Source organism: Myroides odoratimimus (assembly GCF_030326305.1).
Taxonomy (GTDB): Bacteria; Bacteroidota; Bacteroidia; order Flavobacteriales; family Flavobacteriaceae; genus Flavobacterium; species Flavobacterium odoratimimum_A.
The window spans coordinates 98,602-115,888 of the sequence record NZ_JACAKB010000001.1; the positions used below are offsets into that span (position 1 = coordinate 98,602).

A 17,287-nucleotide genomic window follows, 5' to 3' on the forward strand; every position below is an offset into this window, starting at 1 on the left:
CTGGAGAGGTTATCTGTTGTAGGATAGCCTCTTTTTTTTGTAGTGTAGTGTCCCATTTTATGTGACCATAAGTGTTCATTAATAGGCATAAGTATACAATATCGCCACAGGTAGAAAGTATTATTATAGGCTTTCGTATTTTTGACACTGTATAAGAATGATAAAAGATTAGATCGGTTAGCATAATAAAAAGAATACCATGAGAAGAATCATATTAGACATCGATGAATATTTAGCAGGACATAAGGGAAGTTTGGTGGAAGGGATTGTGACCTTGTTGAGTTTTGCTGAGAATAAGCGTCTTGTTTCTTCAAGTAATTTTGATGAATATGGAGCGCTGAAGCGTGAAGTAGTTCTATATGAAGATGATCTAACAGCAGAAGGGAAGTTGGTGTTCATGGATATCTTAAAAGATTGGTTAGTGTATATAGAAGAAGATGAGAAGAAAGGACGTGATGGTAAGTACTTAGCTCAACTTTATAAGCGTCAGAAGGAAATTATAGAGAAAATAGAAAAGCACACACAGTGGTCATGGGCATTAGTGGTATCAGAGCATTGGTCTGTAGGTATTAATAATCCCATAGGAGAAGGATATCTAGAAGATACTTTATTATTTACAGCTGAGAATGTAAAGGATGGTGTAGGTGTGTATGTGATGTATAGAAATGATAAGGTGGGGTATGAAGTAGAATATATGGAGTATAATCGTGTACTGGGCAGTTGGGATTATGAAGGTGAGTTTAGAAAGTATGAAGTCCTTTGTCAGAATCATGACTTGGAGATTGTGAAAGAGGTTGTGCAAAAGTTATTGAATCAGACAGATCGGGATTTGCTACAGTTTGTTCAGTATGGGTATTGGTATGTTGTTATTCATAAACTGATAAGAGGGACGAAGAGTTATCAATCCAATGAGCTACTATACTTCGCTAGTAATGATAAACTATTTATAGAGGTGATCTGGATAGATAATCAGTTTAAAATATCGCTAGGTAAGGTTAAACACCCTATTGCTAAAGGGGCAATCCTTGTTCACTTCAATAATATAGTAGAGCATCATACTATTTATGTAGATACAGAAGAAGAGCTAATGCGAAAATTAGAAAGGGTATTGTGTATACCTTCTGAGTTTATACCTCATTAATTGTAATAAATATGAATGTATATTATAGTTATAATCATTTAAAACTCGAAGGAGTAGAAGATTGTATCAGTTATTATGAAATATCTGCTGAAGGCTATTATCTGCGCAGTGTGACCAATCATAACGGTCTTAGGACGAATAGCTATATTGAGATAAGAAATCAAGAGTTCTTTTTGCCAGAAACGTTATTGGAAGAGGAAGATAAAGAGTTTCTGAACCAAATAACTCAGGAGGAATTTTTAGCTCAATGGTTACAGAGTAAAATGCCTTATGAAGAGTCTTGGACTTTGTTTAAACAAGAAATAAGTGATTATGTAGAAGGAGAGATAGTCTGTTTTTATCCACAAGGTGTCATGGTGTATCTAGGAAGTTCTTTTTATGGTTTAGCAGATTATGGTCAGTGCCTGTCTGTATTGTCTAGAGAGAAAATGTGTTCTGGTACAAAAGCTCATTTTAAGGTAGATGGGATAGATGAAGAGAACTTTCTCGTGTTGTTGACAATCTTAGTTTAACAATACTTTGTCAATTGTAATTGTTAAAATTAAACTTAAAAGGCTATTTTTGAGCCTTTAATGATGAGATTATAAACTAGATGTTAACCTTGAAAAAGAAAGTAGCGGTACAAATACAGTGTTATCTATGGATAGCACTCTTGATGTTTACTACAGTTGGCTGTTCTGCCAAGAAGGCTTTTTTTGAGGTGTCTGGGCTTCAGATGGAACGTCCTTTGAATGCAAATAAAGCACTGGGTATTAATCAGGTTTCTTGTGATGTAGAGACTTCATCTGTAACTGTTTCTTCAAAGCAGTTAAAACAAAAAGTAAAAGGAATATCGTTGAGTTCGTTAGCTTATACAGCGGGAGTAGACTTGGCATTATTTCATCACAGTAAGGGGGTACAACTAGACTATATCCTTAGTATAGCAGGAACAGATCCTCCTAAATATATATTATATCAGCAGTTTAAATTAGCTATAGCGTAAGGAATTATATACTTGCCTAAGTGTTGTTATTCTCTTGAATGAACGATAGATAGGTGTGTATTTTAATGAGTTAAAACAAATTGATTACACTATTTTAATTTAAAATCATGCAAATTTTTAATAAGCAGTCGTATACAACGGCTGGATTTTTTACACTTGGAATTCGCTTAGTAGTTGGGTGGACTTATTTTTCTGCTTTTTGGCGTAGGTTAATATTAGAGAACAAATTAATAGAAGAAGAAGCGGGATATATTGGCGCAAAGTTTAATCACTTTTTGCCAAATGCTTTAGGGATAAAACCGCTTATAGAATATCTAGTGAGTAATCCTGATATGCTATGGTGGGCGATGGTTATTTTTACAATAGTAGAGGCTATTGTAGGATTGTTTATCATGTTAGGTCTATTCACTAGGCTGATGTCTGTAGGAGTATTCTTTTTGGCGATGGGAATCTTATTAGGTTCTGGCTGGATAGGGACAACATGTCTAGACGAATGGCAGATCGGAGTACTAGGTGTAGCAACAGGGTTTATGTTATTCTTGACAGGGGGAGGATATGGATCTCTAGACTATTATTTTGCAAAGAAAGGCAAGGCATTTACTACTAAGAAATGGTTTGGTTTCTTAGGCTCTGGTGAATTACCTATTAAGAATCTTAAGCCTGTGGTATTCATAGGATCTTTTGCGGTGTTATTATTGACCTTATATACGAATCAAGTTTTCCACGGAGGTGTATTCGGTACGCTACACAATAAATCTGTTAAGCCTAAGCTAGAATTGGCAGATGTGACTTGGAGAGAAGGACAGTTGAAGTTTGAAGTATATCGCGTAGAAGGTGCAGATGTATATGGATCATTCCTTATAGGTGTGCAATTAGAAACTATGGATGGAGAAGTTATCCAAAAGTGGGATGGTGAAGCACTGTCTAAACTAAATAAAGAACAAATCAGCAATCGCTATGTAGCTAAGATAGCTCCTGGTAAGCACAGTTTGATTATTCCTTTAGGCGCAAAGGCAGATATTACTTTTGAGCCAAGTGTTGAGCATCCTAAACAGAGTGTTGTTCTTCGACTGATAGATATCAGTGGGATTGAGTGGACAGCGGAAGTGAATTAATGAATATAGTGATAAGGTAGCTTCTATTCAGCTCTTGATGGTTTGAGGGTATTTGATTGATATTAATTATCTTTAAATAGTGAGAAGGTTGTATTTATTTATGTAAATTGCTTAGTAAAAAATACAATATGAGCCAAATAGATGATGTGTTAAGTTCAGTATCCCATCGCCCTTGGGCATTGCCTGAAGGACCTTGGAAGTTCTATCAAGAGTGGAATAGAGCTATCTTTTTACATTTTGAAGTGCCTCTAGAGGTACTGAGACCCTTAGTGGCAGAAGATTTAGAACTGGATAGTCTAGATGGGAAGTACTATGTATCTATCGTGCCATTCACGATGGAGAATATTCGCCCACGTCGTTTACCTGCGGTGAGTATGGTATCTGATTTTGATGAGATCAACGTACGTACTTATGTTGTGGTAGATGGAAAACCTGGAGTTTATTTTATCAATATAGAAGTAGGGAAGAGCCTATCTGCATTTGTATCTCGTACGATATCTGGGTTGCCTTATGAAAAGTCAGATATAATTCGTGAGAAAAATGCTTATTTATCTTTAAACGAGAAGAAGAACTTCTTTCTAAAGCTTGAGTATCAGAAAGGGGAGAAAGTTAAAAATAAGACTACATTAGATTTTTGGTTGACAGAGCGTTACTGTCTCTATGTATATGTACATGAAGAACTGTTTCGATACCAGATACACCATAAAGAATGGCCTATTAGAACAATAAAATTTGATACAATGGAGTTTGATTATAGTATAGGCGATCTGCATTTGACAGAAGCTGATGTAATTGCACAACATTATTCTAAAGGTGTTGTAGTAGTGTCATGGGATAAAGAAAAAATCAAACTCTAATAATGTATATAATGTCAAGATTACTTTTTTTGTGCTGTAGTTTTTTGTTTATCTCCTCTGTTGTGATGGGACAAAACACAAGAAACTTAGAGCGTACCTTACAACCTAAATGGAAGATGCAGATATACGATAAGGAATCTCCTGTTAAGGCAAAGACGCTATTGTATAACGATATTCCGAAGACCTTTGATTTTAGAGGAACTGTAATGGAATCTATTAGTTGGAAAGATAAAGAAGGAGAGAAAATATTGATACTAACGACTACTGGTTATTTCCCTTATAGAGATTTATCACAGAAAGGCTTTGGTCAGTACTCTTCTGGAACGAAAGGTGAAATCTATATGTATATGTTCACGAATAAAGATGATGATAACGGCTATGTGATGACGATGAAGATGTATGATGTGGTACCCTGTGGTGAAGGAAGCCCTGCTCCATATATAGGATATGTGCCTATGGGGACAGTGGTGACTGATTTAGATAATGATGGAGTGACTGAAGTGATTGTTTCTTATGTGACGAGCTGTAATGATGGTGAGAAAGGAGAATATGATCTAAAAGTCATGTTGTTTAATGGTGATGAGAATATTCTAGCTAAAGGAGCATTTACACCTAGCGAGGGCATAGTAGATAAGCCTGTGATAGAAAAGGCAGACAAAACGAAGAAAGTATTCTCTAAGTCGGTAGAAGAAGGCTGGAAGAAAATAGCAAATAGTTTTAAATAATAAAAAACGCATAGTGGTATCTATGCGTTTTTTATTATTTATGTTTGTGTTATCATTCGCTATAATAGTAACTATGAAATACAGAATCGAAATACCAGAACCCTGTCATGAAGATTGGGATAAAATGACTCCTCAAGATAAAGGGAGACACTGTGCTGTATGTGATAAAGTAGTCGTTGACTTCTCTAAAGCAAGTAAGAAAGACATCATTGCTATCATAAAGAAAGAAGGAAAGATATGCGGGCGTATTCCACGTCAGTATATAGGTACAGACTTAGGAGAGGAGAAGATCAGCAAGTCATTTGGGCTGAATGGTATGGTGGCTACCATGGTAAATTTGTTAGCACTAACAACTATAAGTACAGCTGTAGCTCAAGAGAATCCTAAGGTGGAATCTGTATGTCAAGATACTAAGATAAGTACTCCTTTACCAACGTTAGTTCAGGTTAGTATTAAGTCTGAAGACACGAGAGTGATTAGAGGAAAAGCTTATGAGTCAAACCTTGAATTACCTGGTACGGTTATTATGATTAAAGGAACTAATATTGGTACTCAAAGTAATATGGAAGGAGAGTATGAGTTAGTTATTCCTAAAAAATATAATACTAAAAGGCTTACTTTAGTAGCTTCATTTATTGGATTTGAAGATAATAAAATCAAAGTTGGTAGATCAACAAATAATATTGATTTTCATTTAGAAGTAAGTAATGAGTCATTAATAGGAGAAGTAGTAGTAAAAGCGTATAAAAAAAGTAGAAACAAAAAGAAATATGAAGAGAAGTAAAGGGTTATTAATAGTAGGATTATTAATGATATCTATAGGTACAAGTCTAGTAGCAATGCAAAACTTTGGGATAGGGCTATTTCTGCTTATTTCGGCAGTAGTAGTATTGTTGTTTGCCTTAGTGATCGGAGCTAAAGAAAAGAGAGCTTCTAAGAACTAAGTTAGACGACTTTTTAGGGTATTGATCTTATTCTCTCTTCCCCAATCGTAGGTCTTAGATGTATCTGATACATATTGAAATAACAGGAGTGCTTTGCTATTTAGGAGAGCACTTTTTTCGTTTAAAGCATCTTGAGTTTTGAGAGCTAGTAGTCTTAGGATATTAGCAAGTGATTCTATATTATTTATATCCATTCCCTCTATGGTTAATAAAGATGCTAAAGCTTCTTCATCTGTATGAAGGATAAATCTGTCTATATCTAGGTGTAAGTTCTCCTTAAGAGAGGAGGTGAAGTCTTGTACTTGCTGTTCGGTCTCGAAGTCATCGATAGGAAGCGAATTAAAAACGGCTCTAAGTAATTGAGCCGTTTGTTGTATCATTCTAAGGACAAGGTCTCTTTTTTCCATTATTGAAGATTATCTAACAGGACGCAGCGTATTGCTAAATGTCACTTTAAAAGGAGTTTCCTTATTTGCGTTGTTTTTCATAACATAGATGAATTTAAACATTTTAGCATGGTCACTTTCTATCGTCAGTGAGCCTCCTGTATAACTGTCTTTTAATACTATATTCTGAGTGTTGTCTACACGTATAGACTTAGCTATACCTGAGCGTAGGTCACTCATGGTCATGGCGTAGTAATAGGTCTTGCTACTTCCTTTGATAGAGATATTTTCTCCTTTGAAGCCTTTAGTTAAGATCACTACAGAGTAGTTATCAGCAGAGGCATTCATACCTCTAAGGTAATTATCTCTAGTTTTGTCTGTTACAGATCTAAAGTCGTCTCTCACCTGAGCATAATCAGGTAGGTCCATTACATCATCTTCTTCAGGAAGTCTGTCTTCCTCTTTGATTTTTTCGATACGCTCATCTACTGTCAGTTCTTTAGGTGGTTTAGTCGCTACGTGAGAAGCAGATTTACACATAGAGAACAAGACAATTAAAGCTAAGAAAGGTAATTTTTTCATATTCTTAATTTAACAATGATAGTGGTGCGATCGTAAGTAAGTATCTTTGTTGGCGTAAAGATAATTTTTTACACTCAATAAAAAAACTCTAGAAGAGAGTCTTAAACGTTAAAATAGGTTTTTCAATGAATTATGATGTCATATTAGTCGGAGGTGGAGCAGCAGGTTTTTTTACTGCAATTAATCTTGCAGAACAAAATAAAGGACTAAAAATAGCGATTATCGAGAGAGGAAAAGAAGTGCTTTCTAAAGTAAGAATATCAGGAGGAGGAAGATGTAATGTAACGCATGCTTGTTTTGATCCGAAAGAATTAACGCAGTTCTACCCTCGCGGTGCAAAAGAGCTATTAGGGCCTTTTCATCAGTTTTGTTCAGGAGACACTATTGAATGGTTTGATAGACATGGCGTGACATTAAAGATAGAAGAGGATGGTAGAATGTTTCCTGATACAGACTCTTCTCAGACTATTATAGACTGTTTTATGAAGGCAGTACAGAAGCTTAAGATAGAAGTCATCACGAGTAGTAGTGTACAGGGCATCTTTAAGAAAGAGAGCAGTTGGAAGCTTGATACTACAACAGGTAACTACGAATCTACTTATCTAATCATGACTACGGGGAGTAATCCTAAGATGTGGAATACAGTAGCCGAATTAGGGCATAAGATTGTAGAGCCAGTACCTTCATTATTTACATTTAATATCAATGATAAACGCATCAAAGATTTGATGGGAGTAGCTACACCTGCTGAGGTAAGTGTAAAAGGGACTAAGCTAGAAGCATCAGGACCTTTATTAATTACCCATTGGGGAATGAGTGGACCTGGTATATTACGCCTTTCTGCTTGGGGTGCTAGAATATTAGCAGACAAGAAATATCAGTTTCATATCACAGTAAATTGGATGCCACAGCACAGCTTCGAGTCTCTAAAAGAAGAATTGCAACGCATCCGTAAAGATCATGCAAAAAAGAATGTGATTAAGCGTATAGAATTAGACTTGCCTAATAGATTATGGGAGCGCATGGTCGTGATATCAGGGATAGCAGAAGATACCAAATGGGCAGATGTGACTAATAAGCAGTTAGATATACTATGTGGGGAGTTGACTCAAGGAGAATATCAAGTCAATGGTAAAAGCACGTTTAAAGACGAGTTTGTTACTGCTGGAGGAGTAGACCTAAAAGAGGTTAACTTTAAAACCATGGAAAGTAAATTGCACAATAATTTGTACTTTGCAGGAGAGATTTTAAATATAGATGCCATCACAGGAGGGTTTAATTTTCAGAATGCATGGACGAACGGATACCTTGCTGCATTAGCGATAACAACTAAAATAGAGCATAAATAAGATGAAGTTTAGTTATTATAATTTGACGAGTAAGATATTGCTATTCGTGTTTTGTTTACTTCCTTTTTTAGGGATGTCTATTTTCTTTCTACAAGTAGGCAATGGATTAGCTAAGTCTCTTAGTGCTGTTATGTTATTTCTATTTGTCGTTTTTGTCTATAAATGTTTTTTTATCAAAGTAAGTATAGACGCAGAAGGAGTGACGTATAAAAGTCTGCTCAAAGAGAAGCAACTCAAGTGGAATGAGATAAACGATGTACTGATTGTGGTGAGAGAGAGACGCTCTGTAGCTGATTATTATAAATTTGACGAATGGATGAATGCGGGTAAAGCAGGTAAGAGTTATTTCGTCTTATTTAGAACGACAGAGGGGTTTCCTGAGAATCCTATGTTTATGTTTAGTGCACCTACTAGTGAAGATTATATCAGCGTACAGTTTAGACCTGCTATACAGAAGGCAATAGCACAATATCGAAAATAGAAACAATCGTTTTAAACAAAAATATAAAATATGAGAGAAGGCAGTAAAACCACGGTTTTACTGCCTTTTTCGTTGGTTTATTTTTGATTTATCGCATAGTGGTCGCATAGTTATGGGATAGTGCTCACATAATAAAGGCTGTTTTTAATGCTTTCACTATGAGAACACTATCCTATTTAATTGTGATTAAGGGGAGGGAGGAGGTTTGGTTTTTGTTGTAACATGCTTATTTTTAACTATTTGATTTTTTATACTGGAGATTACTGACCTAAAGGAGAAAGTAGAGGTCATAGTAAAGCCTATATTGTTTTATTATGTATACGTCTATACGATTAGGGGGTGCATAAAGAGTGTTGCTAAACTATGGCTAAGTAAATAGTGAGCTATAAATTAGTAGAAAGAATCATCTTATAAATACTTACGGAAAATCAATGAAATAAAAGAGTTTGCTATTAGCAGATGCTTTTATTTTATTGAAAAACACAATTCGTATGTTGTACATTGAACTGTGTTTACTATATTTGTTTTTTAAGTTAATTTAAAGTTAATGTTTTCTAACTTTATTATTGTTTAATGTGACATGATGTTTATTTTGTTATATAAGTAAATATTTTGTTATGATATGAGTTGTTTTGTTGTGATTATTTGTTAGTGTAATCAAAATAATTAAAATATATTGTAGACGAATAGAATATGACTCAGAAAGTATATCTAAATAGTGAAAAGGTACCATTATAATTAGCAAATATATTAGTGTTTAGCTCTATTGAGTGGCATGTTACCTCATAAGCTTGTAATGGTACTCAGTATGAAGAGCTGTTTAATTTTCTTGTTAAAAATAATATTAATAGTTTCAAATTATTTATGATAATCTAGAAAGAGTCCTAAGACCAGTTCTTAGTTTTTGTATAATTTAAAAGTTTTTACAATCCTTCTGTTTACAGTAGATCAGTTTGTATTTAAGTAAATATATTGTCAGATGTTCAAGTATATCTTAGTCTTTTTTTTGTTGCCTTTATTTTTGTTTTCACAAACTAAAATAAAAGGACAAGTCCTTACTTCAGACGGTAATTCTATTGAATTTGCAACAATACAATTACAAACCAAAGATGGAGTTTTATTAGTATCTGATGTTTCTGATGAGAATGGCTTTTTTCAGATAGAGAAAGAACAAGGGGAATACCTATTTAAAATTTTTTATTTAGGGAATGAACTCTTTAAGAAAGAGATAAGCTTAATAGACGATGTAGACTTAGGAAAGATTACCATCGACTACGGAATAGAATTGAAAGAAATAATGATAGAGTCGAAGCTTAAAATGAAAAGAAACTTCGATAAATATGAAGTAACTAATATTTCTAACTCAGTATTAGCTAAAAATAAATCTACATTAGAGTTTTTAAATACTGTTCCTATTGTCAATGTTACTCCTGACGGAAAATCAATCAAGATTAAAAATAGCAAGAGTGTATTGGTTCTTATCAATGGTAGAAATGTAGGGGGTAATGATGTAGCGATGAGTATGCTACAATCTATCCCTGCATTAGATATAAAGAAAATAGAAGTGATAGAGAATCCTGGGAGTGGTTATAGGACAGGTGATAATGGTATTATCAATGTGATTGTAAACAAAACAAAGGAACAGCCTTTTAAAGTAGTATTAAATGCTAAGTCTACACAATCATTTTATAATACACAAGACGGTTCAGCTTACTTAGCGTTCTCTAAAAATAAATGGGCGGTCACTTCTGGAGTCAAATTGGAAAATTCTAAATATAAAGCACATAGATATGATTCTTATACTGACTTTAAAAGTAATGAGGAAACGCAAATAGAAAGTAATGCTATTACAAAAGGAACAAATTATACTCCTTATGTAAATATTGATTATACTCTTAGCAAAAATCAGACTATAGGTATGAGTTTTAGCTCTAGGTTCAGTAATAACGAAGCCAATAGAGATATTGTTAGTTCTTATTACAATGTAACAACCAACCAATTAGATTCCTTGAATATTGCAAAAAATAAAGATAAAATAAGTAATTACCATGTAGTGTATTATAACTTAAACCATAAGATTATATTAGATACTTTAGATAGTAGTATAAACTCAGATTTTAACTATTATAATTCTAGGAATAATAGAGATATGTTTAATGTATTCGCTTACGCGAATGGCAAAGAAAAGAGGTTTATCCAAAATCCTGACAATACTGCAGAACTAATAGAGTTTAAAACAGAATATGAGAAAAACTTCAAAGACAGTAGTAAACTGACTACAGGGATTAATTATTCAAAGAGTAATATTAAAAGTGATAACTTTTTTGGGAATTATAATGGTGTTGAATATGTATCTGATGATAGGCAAACTAATGTGTTTAAATATAAAGAAGACTATTTTGCTTTATTTGCGAATTACCGTAAGTTGTTTTCAGAGACTTTTGGAGTGCTTATTGGTTTGCGCTACGAATATTTATCGGCAGACGGTACTTTAAAATCAGACTCAGAAACTGTAAAAATTAGTAATTCTAACTTGTTTCCATCTGTAGCCCTTTTGTATGGAATAAGTGATGAGCATCAATTTACTCTAAATTTTGCTAGTTCTATAACTCGCACACCTTATAGTAATCTTAATCCGTTTATATATATAAACTCACCGAATTCAATTAGGGTGAATAATCCTTACCTTAAAAATACTAAAAAATCATTTATAGGTTTGACTTATACCTTTTTTGATGATTATAATTTAGAATTAGGTTATGCGAAAACCCATAATTTATTTAATAATTTTGATGCTGTAATTGATAACGTCATTGTGAATACAATAGATAATTATGGAAATGGAGATGGGTATGGAGGTAATTTCTATTTTAATAAGAATCTCTTTAAGAACTATTGGAGTTTTTCATTCAGTATGTCTTTAGAAATGTCTAAAATTAAAGGAGAGTATAATAATATTCCAATAAAAATAGACAATACGAACTTCTATTTCAACATCAAGAACAATCTGTTTTTTGATAAGAAAAAGAACACAGTTTTAACTTTAACTTACGGTTATGACAATGGTTTCGAAGATGTATTCGGTAAAGTAAATGCTCAACATTCTCTAAGTGTTGATTTTGGAAAATCGTTTAATGATTTCTACATAAGTATTGGGGCGTACGATTTATTAAGGCCAGATACTAATATGAGGTTCAGTAATTCTGCCTATAGCTTTAATAAAAAGCAAGAATATTTTAAGAGCTATTTTATAAATATGAGATATACATTAGGTAATAAGAGAATAAAGAATGTAACTTCAAAAGGACAAAATGAACGACTGAATTAAATAGGATGGAAGTTGTAATAGAGCTTTTGCTTGTATAATAACTAATCTTTAGTGATTAGTGTAATTTTGTTTTTTTAGAAGTTAATACAGCTTAGAAGAAAAGTATAATGTAGAGGTTTCTAATTACTGATGTGACATTTAATTCCTAAACATCATTACTTAGGAGTTTTTCTATAGTGTTTGAATAATGTTATTCTGTTGAGAGAATGAAGGTTAAATTTATTACACTTTGCTTACAGTAGAAGGAAGTAAAGAACTAATAATATAGGTGTAAATCATTAGCTCTTTTATCTTAGTGTTGTTCTAAAAAAAGAGAAGTTTCTAAAAGAATAGAGGGGCAATTAATAAAAGATGTTATTTTTGTTGTTTAGAAATCGATGAACAATGAATATAGAAGACTTTATTTTTAGCCAAGATATAGATGTTAATCAAGTAAAGGAGGGAACATTCTCATGGAGTTCTCCTAGTAATATCGCTTTAGTTAAGTATTGGGGTAAAAAGGAGAATCAGATTCCTGCTAACCCGTCTTTGAGTTTTACTTTAAACAACTGTAAGACTGAAACGACTATGACGTATAAAGCAAAGTCAGATAAAGGCATCAGTTTTGATCTTTTATTTGAAGGACAGCCTAAAGAAGAGTTTAAACCAAAGATTCAGAAGTTTTTTGAGAGAATTCTAAAATACTGCCCTTATATCGAGTATTATCACTTCACGATAGATACTAAAAATACATTTCCTCATAGCTCAGGGATAGCTTCTTCTGCGTCTGGTATGGCAGCGATGGCAGTGAATATTATGTCATTAGAAAGAAAGTTGAATGCGGATATGACAGAAGACTATTTTGACCAGAAAGCTTCTTTTTTAGCTCGCCTTGGATCAGGTAGTGCATGTAGAAGTATAGCGGGAAGTGTAGTAGTATGGGGAGAACAACGCGATATACCTGGAAGTACAGATTTATATGGGGTTAATTTTCCTTTTGAGGTACACCCTATCTTTAAGGGGTATTGTGATACTATCTTGTTAGTGGATAAAGGAGAGAAAAAAGTGTCTAGTACAGTGGGGCATGATTTGATGCATAATCACCCTTATGCAGCACAACGCTTTGAACAAGCTCATGAGAATCTAGCTCGATTGAAAAAAATATTAATAGAAGGTAATTTAACGGAGTTTGTAGCGTTAGTAGAGAGCGAAGCATTGACTCTACACGCAATGATGATGACTTCTATGCCTTATTTTATCTTAATGAAGCCAAATACGCTTCAGATCATCGAGAAAATTTGGGCATTTAGAGAAAAAACATCAATCAATGTGTGTTTTACACTTGATGCTGGGGCAAATGTACACGTTTTATACCCAGAAGGGGATAAAGACTTTGTACAGACATTTATAAGACAAGAATTAGCACAGTTCTGTCAGAATGAACAGTATATAGATGATAAAGTTGGATTCGGTTCAGAAATAATTAAATAATTTTTTGTAACTTTATACTACGGTATGCTAATTGCATATACTAATATAAATATTGAAGATATGAGAAAGTTAATGACAATTTTTGGTTTAGCACTAGGTAGCTTACTATTTAGTCAAGCAACTTATGCACAAGAGTTAGCACCAGATCAAAACCCTAATTATAGAGTAAGTATGGTAAAGTATATGGCACAGAAAGATTCTCTGACTGCGACTTTAAGTACTACTGTACAGGATACTTATAAAGCGTACGATTGGTACGAGGCTAAGATGGAGCGCAAAGCTCAGAAAAAGCAATGGAGACATGAAGAACGCATGGCTCGTGCTAAATATGGTAGAAGTTACTATAGCTATGACAATGGGTATTATGGTAACTATAATAGCTATTATTCTGGATGGAATAACTGGAATACTTGGAGACCAAATATTGGTTTTAGAACTGGTAACTGGTGGTTCTCTATTTAAGAATTAGGAAAAAAACATAAAGAAAAACAAATAAAAGGATTATGCAAATTAAACGTATAGCATTAGCTGCAATATTAGCTGTTTCAGGACTGGCTATTACATCATGTGGACGTCAAGTAACTAGAGTAAGCACAGAAGAAACGATCGACATTAGTGGAAGATGGAATAACTCTGACTCTAGAGAAGTAGCTGACCAAATGACTCAGCAAATATTAGAAGAGCCTTGGATCTTTAACTTCCGCGAAGAGAATAAAGGAGAGAAGCCTGTGGTTATTGTAGGGATGGTTTATAATAAGAGCCATGAGCACATTGAAGCTGAGACGTTTGTAAAAGATGTGGAACAAGCATTTATTCGTTCTCAAAGAGTACGTTTAGTTCAAGGAGGTAAAAAACGTGAGGAGTTACGTGGTGAACGTGCAGATCAACAAACGAATGCATCATCATCATCTATGAAACAATTCGGTTTAGAACAAGGAGCTGACTTTATGTTACAAGGTTCTATCAACTCTATTGTAGATTCTCACAAAAAGAAAAAAGTGGTTTATTACCAAGTTAACTTAGAGTTGACAAATATTCAGACAAATGAAGTAGTTTGGATTGGTGAAAAGAAAATCGCTAAGTACGTAAAAAACTAATTTAAAGTAAAATAGATGGTTTCAAGTAGAACCATATATTCTGTTATAAAAACATCATTGCTTTTTGCAATGATGTTTTTCGTGTTTGGATGTGCTTCATATCATGACCGTATAACAGACTATTATCAGAAAGTAGGTGCTTCTGAACTAGATCTAGCAGACAAAGCTTTAGATAAAAATGCTTTATTACAAAAGCCTCGTAATCTATTGCTTTTTTATATGGAAAAGGGAAAAGTGGCACACTTAAGAGGAGATTATGAAGCAAGTAATAAATATTTTAACCAAGCAGATTTATTGGTAGAAGACGGACTTTCTACTACAGGTGATTTAGCGGTAGGATTATTCCTTAACTCTATGTCTCAGAATTATAAAGGAGAAGAGTTTGAGATATTTATGATCCATTACTATAAAGCGTTAAACTATATGTATCTCGGTCAACCGAATGAGGCTATAGTAGAGGCTAGACGTATCTCACTACAGAACTATGCTCAAGGTGATAAATATAATGATAAGGCAAAACGTTATTCGAAAGATGCTTTCTCCCTTAACCTACAAGGATTAATCTATGAACAGAGCAAGAATTATAACGATGCTTTTATAGCGTATAGAAACGCAGTAGAGACCTATCAGTCTGGAGGAGGAGTGTATTATGGTGTGAAAATGCCTACTGCTCTAAAATACGATGTTATGCGTATGGCAGATAAAATGGGATTTGCAGGTGATGTTGCTAAGTATGAGAAGGAGTTTAAGTTGAAGTTAAAAGATGTTCCTGTAAGTAATGGAGGAGATGTGGTTGTGTTCTGGGAGAACGGTAGGGCTCCGATTAAAGAACAGGAGAACCTTTTCTTCACTTTAGCAAAAGGCGACTCTGGATCTTTAGTTTTTACCAATGCTCTAGGATTTGTGATTCCATTAGATTTTGGTATCGCAGGAAAGACTAACTTGAGTGATATACACAGTGTTAACATCGCTTATCCTAAGTATATTGTTCAACCATTGCCCTATACAGAGGCTTCTGTTACAGTAAAAGATACGTATGTATTGCCGTTCGAAAAAGCGGAGGATATAGACGCTTTAGCTGTATTGACGTTAAAAGAACGTGCAGGTAAAGAATTGGGAAAGATACTGACGAGGATGGCAGTTAAGAAATCTGCGGAATATGCGGTAAAAGCGGCGGCAAGATCGACTAGTAAAGATAGTGATGCTAATGCGGTATTAGAAGGAATAGGACTAGGAGTACAGTTGTTTAACTTGTTTTCAGAGAAAGCAGATACACGTAACTGGCAGACCTTACCTGCGCAAATAAACTATGTCCGTATCCCTTTAGAAATGGGTAAAAACAGCGTGAAGGTTTCTAAGAAGCGAGCTAATGGGCAAGTAGTCGATGGTGTAGTAGAATTAGAAGGTAATGGTGAGATGCAGTTCTTTAATATCACCACAATGAAGTAATAGATTATGAGTGAGAATAGAGTGTGCACACATTGTAAGACAGAGATAATTTGTAATACGGAGGATATTAAACAATGTGACTGTACTAAAGTGAGTATATCTAATGATACACGTGTTTTTTTAGCAGGTTCTTTTCATAAATGTTTATGTAATAATTGTTTGTCTAAGTTTGATGAAATGGTGATTTCGTCAAAGGGGAAGCCTTTTCCAAAACGCAGAAGTGAGATGGAAGAAGGGGTGCATTATTATATGGAAAATGAGTATTTTGTGTTCACAGAATTGTATCATTTAATGAAAGGACAATGCTGTCAAAATGGGTGTAGACATTGTGTTTATGGCTTTAAAAACAGATATTTATAAAAATAAAGTAGTAAAAAAGACGGTGTGCGAATATTATGTGTATTTTTGCAACGTGAATTTACAATAACAGCTATGAAAGGACCATTATTTTATTCAAAAATTCTTCTTTTTGGGGAATATGGGATTATTAAAGACTCTAAAGGATTATCTATTCCTTATAATTTCTATAAGGGAGCATTAAAGATGGCAGAGAATCTAGAAGGAGTATCTTTAAAGTCTAATCAGAGTTTAAAAAACTTTGCAGCATATCTACATGATTTGCAGGAGCAAGAACCTACTTTAGTACAGTTCGATCTAGAGCGCCTAAACGCTGAGATAGAGCAAGGATTGTACTTTGATTCTAGTATTCCACAAGGATATGGTGTAGGAAGTAGTGGAGCATTAGTAGCTGCTATTTATGATCAGTATGCTTATGATAAAGTTACTGTTCTAGAGAACTTGACTAAGGATAAACTTTTAGTATTAAAAGGAATCTTTGGAAAAATGGAAGCATTCTTTCATGGAACGAGTTCAGGATTAGATCCACTAAACAGTTATCTAAGCTTGCCTATCCTAATCAATTCTAAAGATAATATTGAGCCAGCAGGTATTCCTTCTCAAAGCGTAGATGGAAAAGGCGCTGTGTTTTTAATAGATTCGGGTATCGTAGGAGAGACTGCACCGATGATTACGATCTTTATGGAGAACCTAAAAGATCAAGGTTTCCGTCAGATGTTAAAAGATCAGTTCGTGAAATATACAGATGCTTGTGTAGAGAACTTCTTAAAAGGGGATGTGAAATCGTTATTTAGTAATACGAAGTTATTGTCTAATGTAGTGTTTAATCACTTTAAGCCAATGATTCCAGAACAGTTCCACAGTGTATGGCAAAAAGGAATCGAGACTAACGATTACTATTTAAAATTATGTGGCTCTGGTGGAGGTGGTTATATCTTAGGATTTACTGCCGATATCGAAAAGGCAAAAGAGTCTTTAAAAGATTATAAATTAGAAGTTGTATATCAATTCTAATTCAGATATG

19 protein-coding genes are annotated in these 17,287 nt (G+C 34.0%); 17 read left to right on the forward strand and 2 right to left on the reverse strand.

The genetic code is table 11. From position 1 onward, the window contains the following. The first annotated feature begins 199 nt into the window (after positions 1-199). From HX049_RS00450 to HX049_RS00485, 8 genes are all read left to right on the forward strand, one after another. The gene (locus HX049_RS00450) at positions 200-1,141 is read left to right on the forward strand and encodes a hypothetical protein (protein ID WP_286413363.1); all 942 of its coding nucleotides are present in this window, start codon (positions 200-202) and stop codon (positions 1,139-1,141) included. An 11-nt stretch (positions 1,142-1,152) separates the two neighbouring features. Next, complete coding sequence (locus HX049_RS00455; protein ID WP_286413364.1) at positions 1,153-1,653, forward strand: hypothetical protein; 501 nt, start codon at positions 1,153-1,155, stop codon at positions 1,651-1,653. An 80-nt stretch (positions 1,654-1,733) separates the two neighbouring features. Further along, a complete protein-coding gene (locus tag HX049_RS00460; protein ID WP_286413365.1) occupies positions 1,734-2,123 on the forward strand; it encodes a hypothetical protein in 390 nt (129 codons plus the stop codon). Positions 2,124-2,230: 107 nt separating this feature from the next. Then, a complete protein-coding gene (locus HX049_RS00465; protein ID WP_286413366.1) occupies positions 2,231-3,238 on the forward strand; it encodes a TQO small subunit DoxD in 1,008 nt (335 codons plus the stop codon). Between the two features lie 128 nt (positions 3,239-3,366). Further along, the gene (locus tag HX049_RS00470) at positions 3,367-4,095 is read left to right on the forward strand and encodes a YqjF family protein (protein WP_286413367.1); all 729 of its coding nucleotides are present in this window, start codon (positions 3,367-3,369) and stop codon (positions 4,093-4,095) included. A gap of 11 nt (positions 4,096-4,106) precedes the next feature. Further along, on the forward strand, positions 4,107-4,820 hold the full coding sequence (locus tag HX049_RS00475) for a M949_RS01915 family surface polysaccharide biosynthesis protein (protein WP_286413368.1): 714 nt from the start codon (positions 4,107-4,109) through the stop codon (positions 4,818-4,820). A gap of 73 nt (positions 4,821-4,893) precedes the next feature. Then, entirely contained in the window at positions 4,894-5,604 is a 711-nt protein-coding gene (locus HX049_RS00480; RefSeq protein WP_286413369.1) for a carboxypeptidase-like regulatory domain-containing protein, read from the forward strand. Further along, a complete protein-coding gene (locus HX049_RS00485; RefSeq protein ID WP_006262708.1) occupies positions 5,591-5,764 on the forward strand; it encodes a hypothetical protein in 174 nt (57 codons plus the stop codon). Before HX049_RS00480 ends, HX049_RS00485 begins: the two co-directional genes overlap by 14 nt. On the opposite strand, the gene HX049_RS00490 is transcribed toward HX049_RS00485, so the two are convergent. Both HX049_RS00490 and HX049_RS00495 read right to left on the reverse strand, forming a co-directional pair. Beyond that, positions 5,761-6,171: a hypothetical protein gene (locus HX049_RS00490; RefSeq protein WP_286413370.1), complete on the reverse strand. Its 411-nt coding sequence runs from the start codon at positions 6,169-6,171 to the stop codon at positions 5,761-5,763. The two genes, HX049_RS00485 and HX049_RS00490, sit on opposite strands and share 4 nt — an antisense overlap. A gap of 9 nt (positions 6,172-6,180) precedes the next feature. Next, positions 6,181-6,732, reverse strand: a complete 552-nt coding sequence (locus HX049_RS00495) for a hypothetical protein (RefSeq protein WP_286413371.1) — start codon at positions 6,730-6,732, stop codon at positions 6,181-6,183. A gap of 125 nt (positions 6,733-6,857) precedes the next feature. Here HX049_RS00495 and HX049_RS00500 point away from each other — a divergent pair, with 125 nt between their 5' ends. The 9 genes from HX049_RS00500 to HX049_RS00540 all read left to right on the forward strand — a co-directional run bounded on the left by HX049_RS00500 (position 6,858) and on the right by HX049_RS00540 (position 17,277). Beyond that, the gene (locus tag HX049_RS00500) at positions 6,858-8,081 is read left to right on the forward strand and encodes an NAD(P)/FAD-dependent oxidoreductase (protein WP_286413372.1); all 1,224 of its coding nucleotides are present in this window, start codon (positions 6,858-6,860) and stop codon (positions 8,079-8,081) included. A 1-nt stretch (position 8,082) separates the two neighbouring features. After that, complete coding sequence (locus tag HX049_RS00505; RefSeq protein ID WP_286413373.1) at positions 8,083-8,562, forward strand: PH domain-containing protein; 480 nt, start codon at positions 8,083-8,085, stop codon at positions 8,560-8,562. A gap of 979 nt (positions 8,563-9,541) precedes the next feature. Next, complete coding sequence (locus tag HX049_RS00510) at positions 9,542-11,890, forward strand: TonB-dependent receptor domain-containing protein (RefSeq protein ID WP_286413374.1); 2,349 nt, start codon at positions 9,542-9,544, stop codon at positions 11,888-11,890. A gap of 384 nt (positions 11,891-12,274) precedes the next feature. Then, complete coding sequence (locus HX049_RS00515; RefSeq protein WP_286413375.1) at positions 12,275-13,360, forward strand: diphosphomevalonate/mevalonate 3,5-bisphosphate decarboxylase family protein; 1,086 nt, start codon at positions 12,275-12,277, stop codon at positions 13,358-13,360. A gap of 60 nt (positions 13,361-13,420) precedes the next feature. Further along, the gene (locus tag HX049_RS00520; RefSeq protein WP_235280504.1) at positions 13,421-13,822 is read left to right on the forward strand and encodes a hypothetical protein; all 402 of its coding nucleotides are present in this window, start codon (positions 13,421-13,423) and stop codon (positions 13,820-13,822) included. Between the two features lie 41 nt (positions 13,823-13,863). Then, entirely contained in the window at positions 13,864-14,457 is a 594-nt protein-coding gene (locus HX049_RS00525) for a penicillin-binding protein activator LpoB (protein ID WP_041888725.1), read from the forward strand. Positions 14,458-14,472: 15 nt separating this feature from the next. After that, entirely contained in the window at positions 14,473-15,906 is a 1,434-nt protein-coding gene (locus HX049_RS00530) for a COG3014 family protein (RefSeq protein WP_286413376.1), read from the forward strand. 6 nt (positions 15,907-15,912) lie between these two features. Next, a complete protein-coding gene (locus HX049_RS00535; protein WP_286413377.1) occupies positions 15,913-16,266 on the forward strand; it encodes a cysteine-rich CWC family protein in 354 nt (117 codons plus the stop codon). 72 nt (positions 16,267-16,338) lie between these two features. Further along, positions 16,339-17,277 carry a mevalonate kinase family protein gene (locus tag HX049_RS00540; protein WP_286413378.1) on the forward strand — a complete coding sequence of 313 codons (939 nt, stop codon included), beginning with the start codon at positions 16,339-16,341 and terminating at the stop codon, positions 17,275-17,277. Positions 17,278-17,287: the final 10 nt, after the last annotated feature.

What these genes read in the sequence shown, in the direction of transcription:
- HX049_RS00515 (WP_286413375.1), top strand. Translation starts at nt 12,275, where the DNA reads ATGAATATAGAAGACTTTATTTTTAGCCAAGATATAGATGTTAATCAA.
- HX049_RS00455 (WP_286413364.1), top strand. Translation starts at nt 1,153, where the DNA reads ATGAATGTATATTATAGTTATAATCATTTAAAACTCGAAGGAGTAGAA.
- HX049_RS00485 (WP_006262708.1), top strand. Translation starts at nt 5,591, where the DNA reads ATGAAGAGAAGTAAAGGGTTATTAATAGTAGGATTATTAATGATATCT.
- HX049_RS00480 (WP_286413369.1), top strand. Translation starts at nt 4,894, where the DNA reads ATGAAATACAGAATCGAAATACCAGAACCCTGTCATGAAGATTGGGAT.
- HX049_RS00535 (WP_286413377.1), top strand. Translation starts at nt 15,913, where the DNA reads ATGAGTGAGAATAGAGTGTGCACACATTGTAAGACAGAGATAATTTGT.
- HX049_RS00490 (WP_286413370.1), bottom strand. Translation starts at nt 6,171, where the DNA reads ATGGAAAAAAGAGACCTTGTCCTTAGAATGATACAACAAACGGCTCAA.
- HX049_RS00505 (WP_286413373.1), top strand. Translation starts at nt 8,083, where the DNA reads ATGAAGTTTAGTTATTATAATTTGACGAGTAAGATATTGCTATTCGTG.
- HX049_RS00495 (WP_286413371.1), bottom strand. Translation starts at nt 6,732, where the DNA reads ATGAAAAAATTACCTTTCTTAGCTTTAATTGTCTTGTTCTCTATGTGT.
- HX049_RS00510 (WP_286413374.1), top strand. Translation starts at nt 9,542, where the DNA reads ATGTTCAAGTATATCTTAGTCTTTTTTTTGTTGCCTTTATTTTTGTTT.
- HX049_RS00460 (WP_286413365.1), top strand. Translation starts at nt 1,734, where the DNA reads ATGTTAACCTTGAAAAAGAAAGTAGCGGTACAAATACAGTGTTATCTA.
- HX049_RS00500 (WP_286413372.1), top strand. Translation starts at nt 6,858, where the DNA reads ATGAATTATGATGTCATATTAGTCGGAGGTGGAGCAGCAGGTTTTTTT.
- HX049_RS00450 (WP_286413363.1), top strand. Translation starts at nt 200, where the DNA reads ATGAGAAGAATCATATTAGACATCGATGAATATTTAGCAGGACATAAG.
- HX049_RS00525 (WP_041888725.1), top strand. Translation starts at nt 13,864, where the DNA reads ATGCAAATTAAACGTATAGCATTAGCTGCAATATTAGCTGTTTCAGGA.
- HX049_RS00520 (WP_235280504.1), top strand. Translation starts at nt 13,421, where the DNA reads ATGAGAAAGTTAATGACAATTTTTGGTTTAGCACTAGGTAGCTTACTA.
- HX049_RS00470 (WP_286413367.1), top strand. Translation starts at nt 3,367, where the DNA reads ATGAGCCAAATAGATGATGTGTTAAGTTCAGTATCCCATCGCCCTTGG.
- HX049_RS00530 (WP_286413376.1), top strand. Translation starts at nt 14,473, where the DNA reads ATGGTTTCAAGTAGAACCATATATTCTGTTATAAAAACATCATTGCTT.
- HX049_RS00540 (WP_286413378.1), top strand. Translation starts at nt 16,339, where the DNA reads ATGAAAGGACCATTATTTTATTCAAAAATTCTTCTTTTTGGGGAATAT.
- HX049_RS00465 (WP_286413366.1), top strand. Translation starts at nt 2,231, where the DNA reads ATGCAAATTTTTAATAAGCAGTCGTATACAACGGCTGGATTTTTTACA.
- HX049_RS00475 (WP_286413368.1), top strand. Translation starts at nt 4,107, where the DNA reads ATGTCAAGATTACTTTTTTTGTGCTGTAGTTTTTTGTTTATCTCCTCT.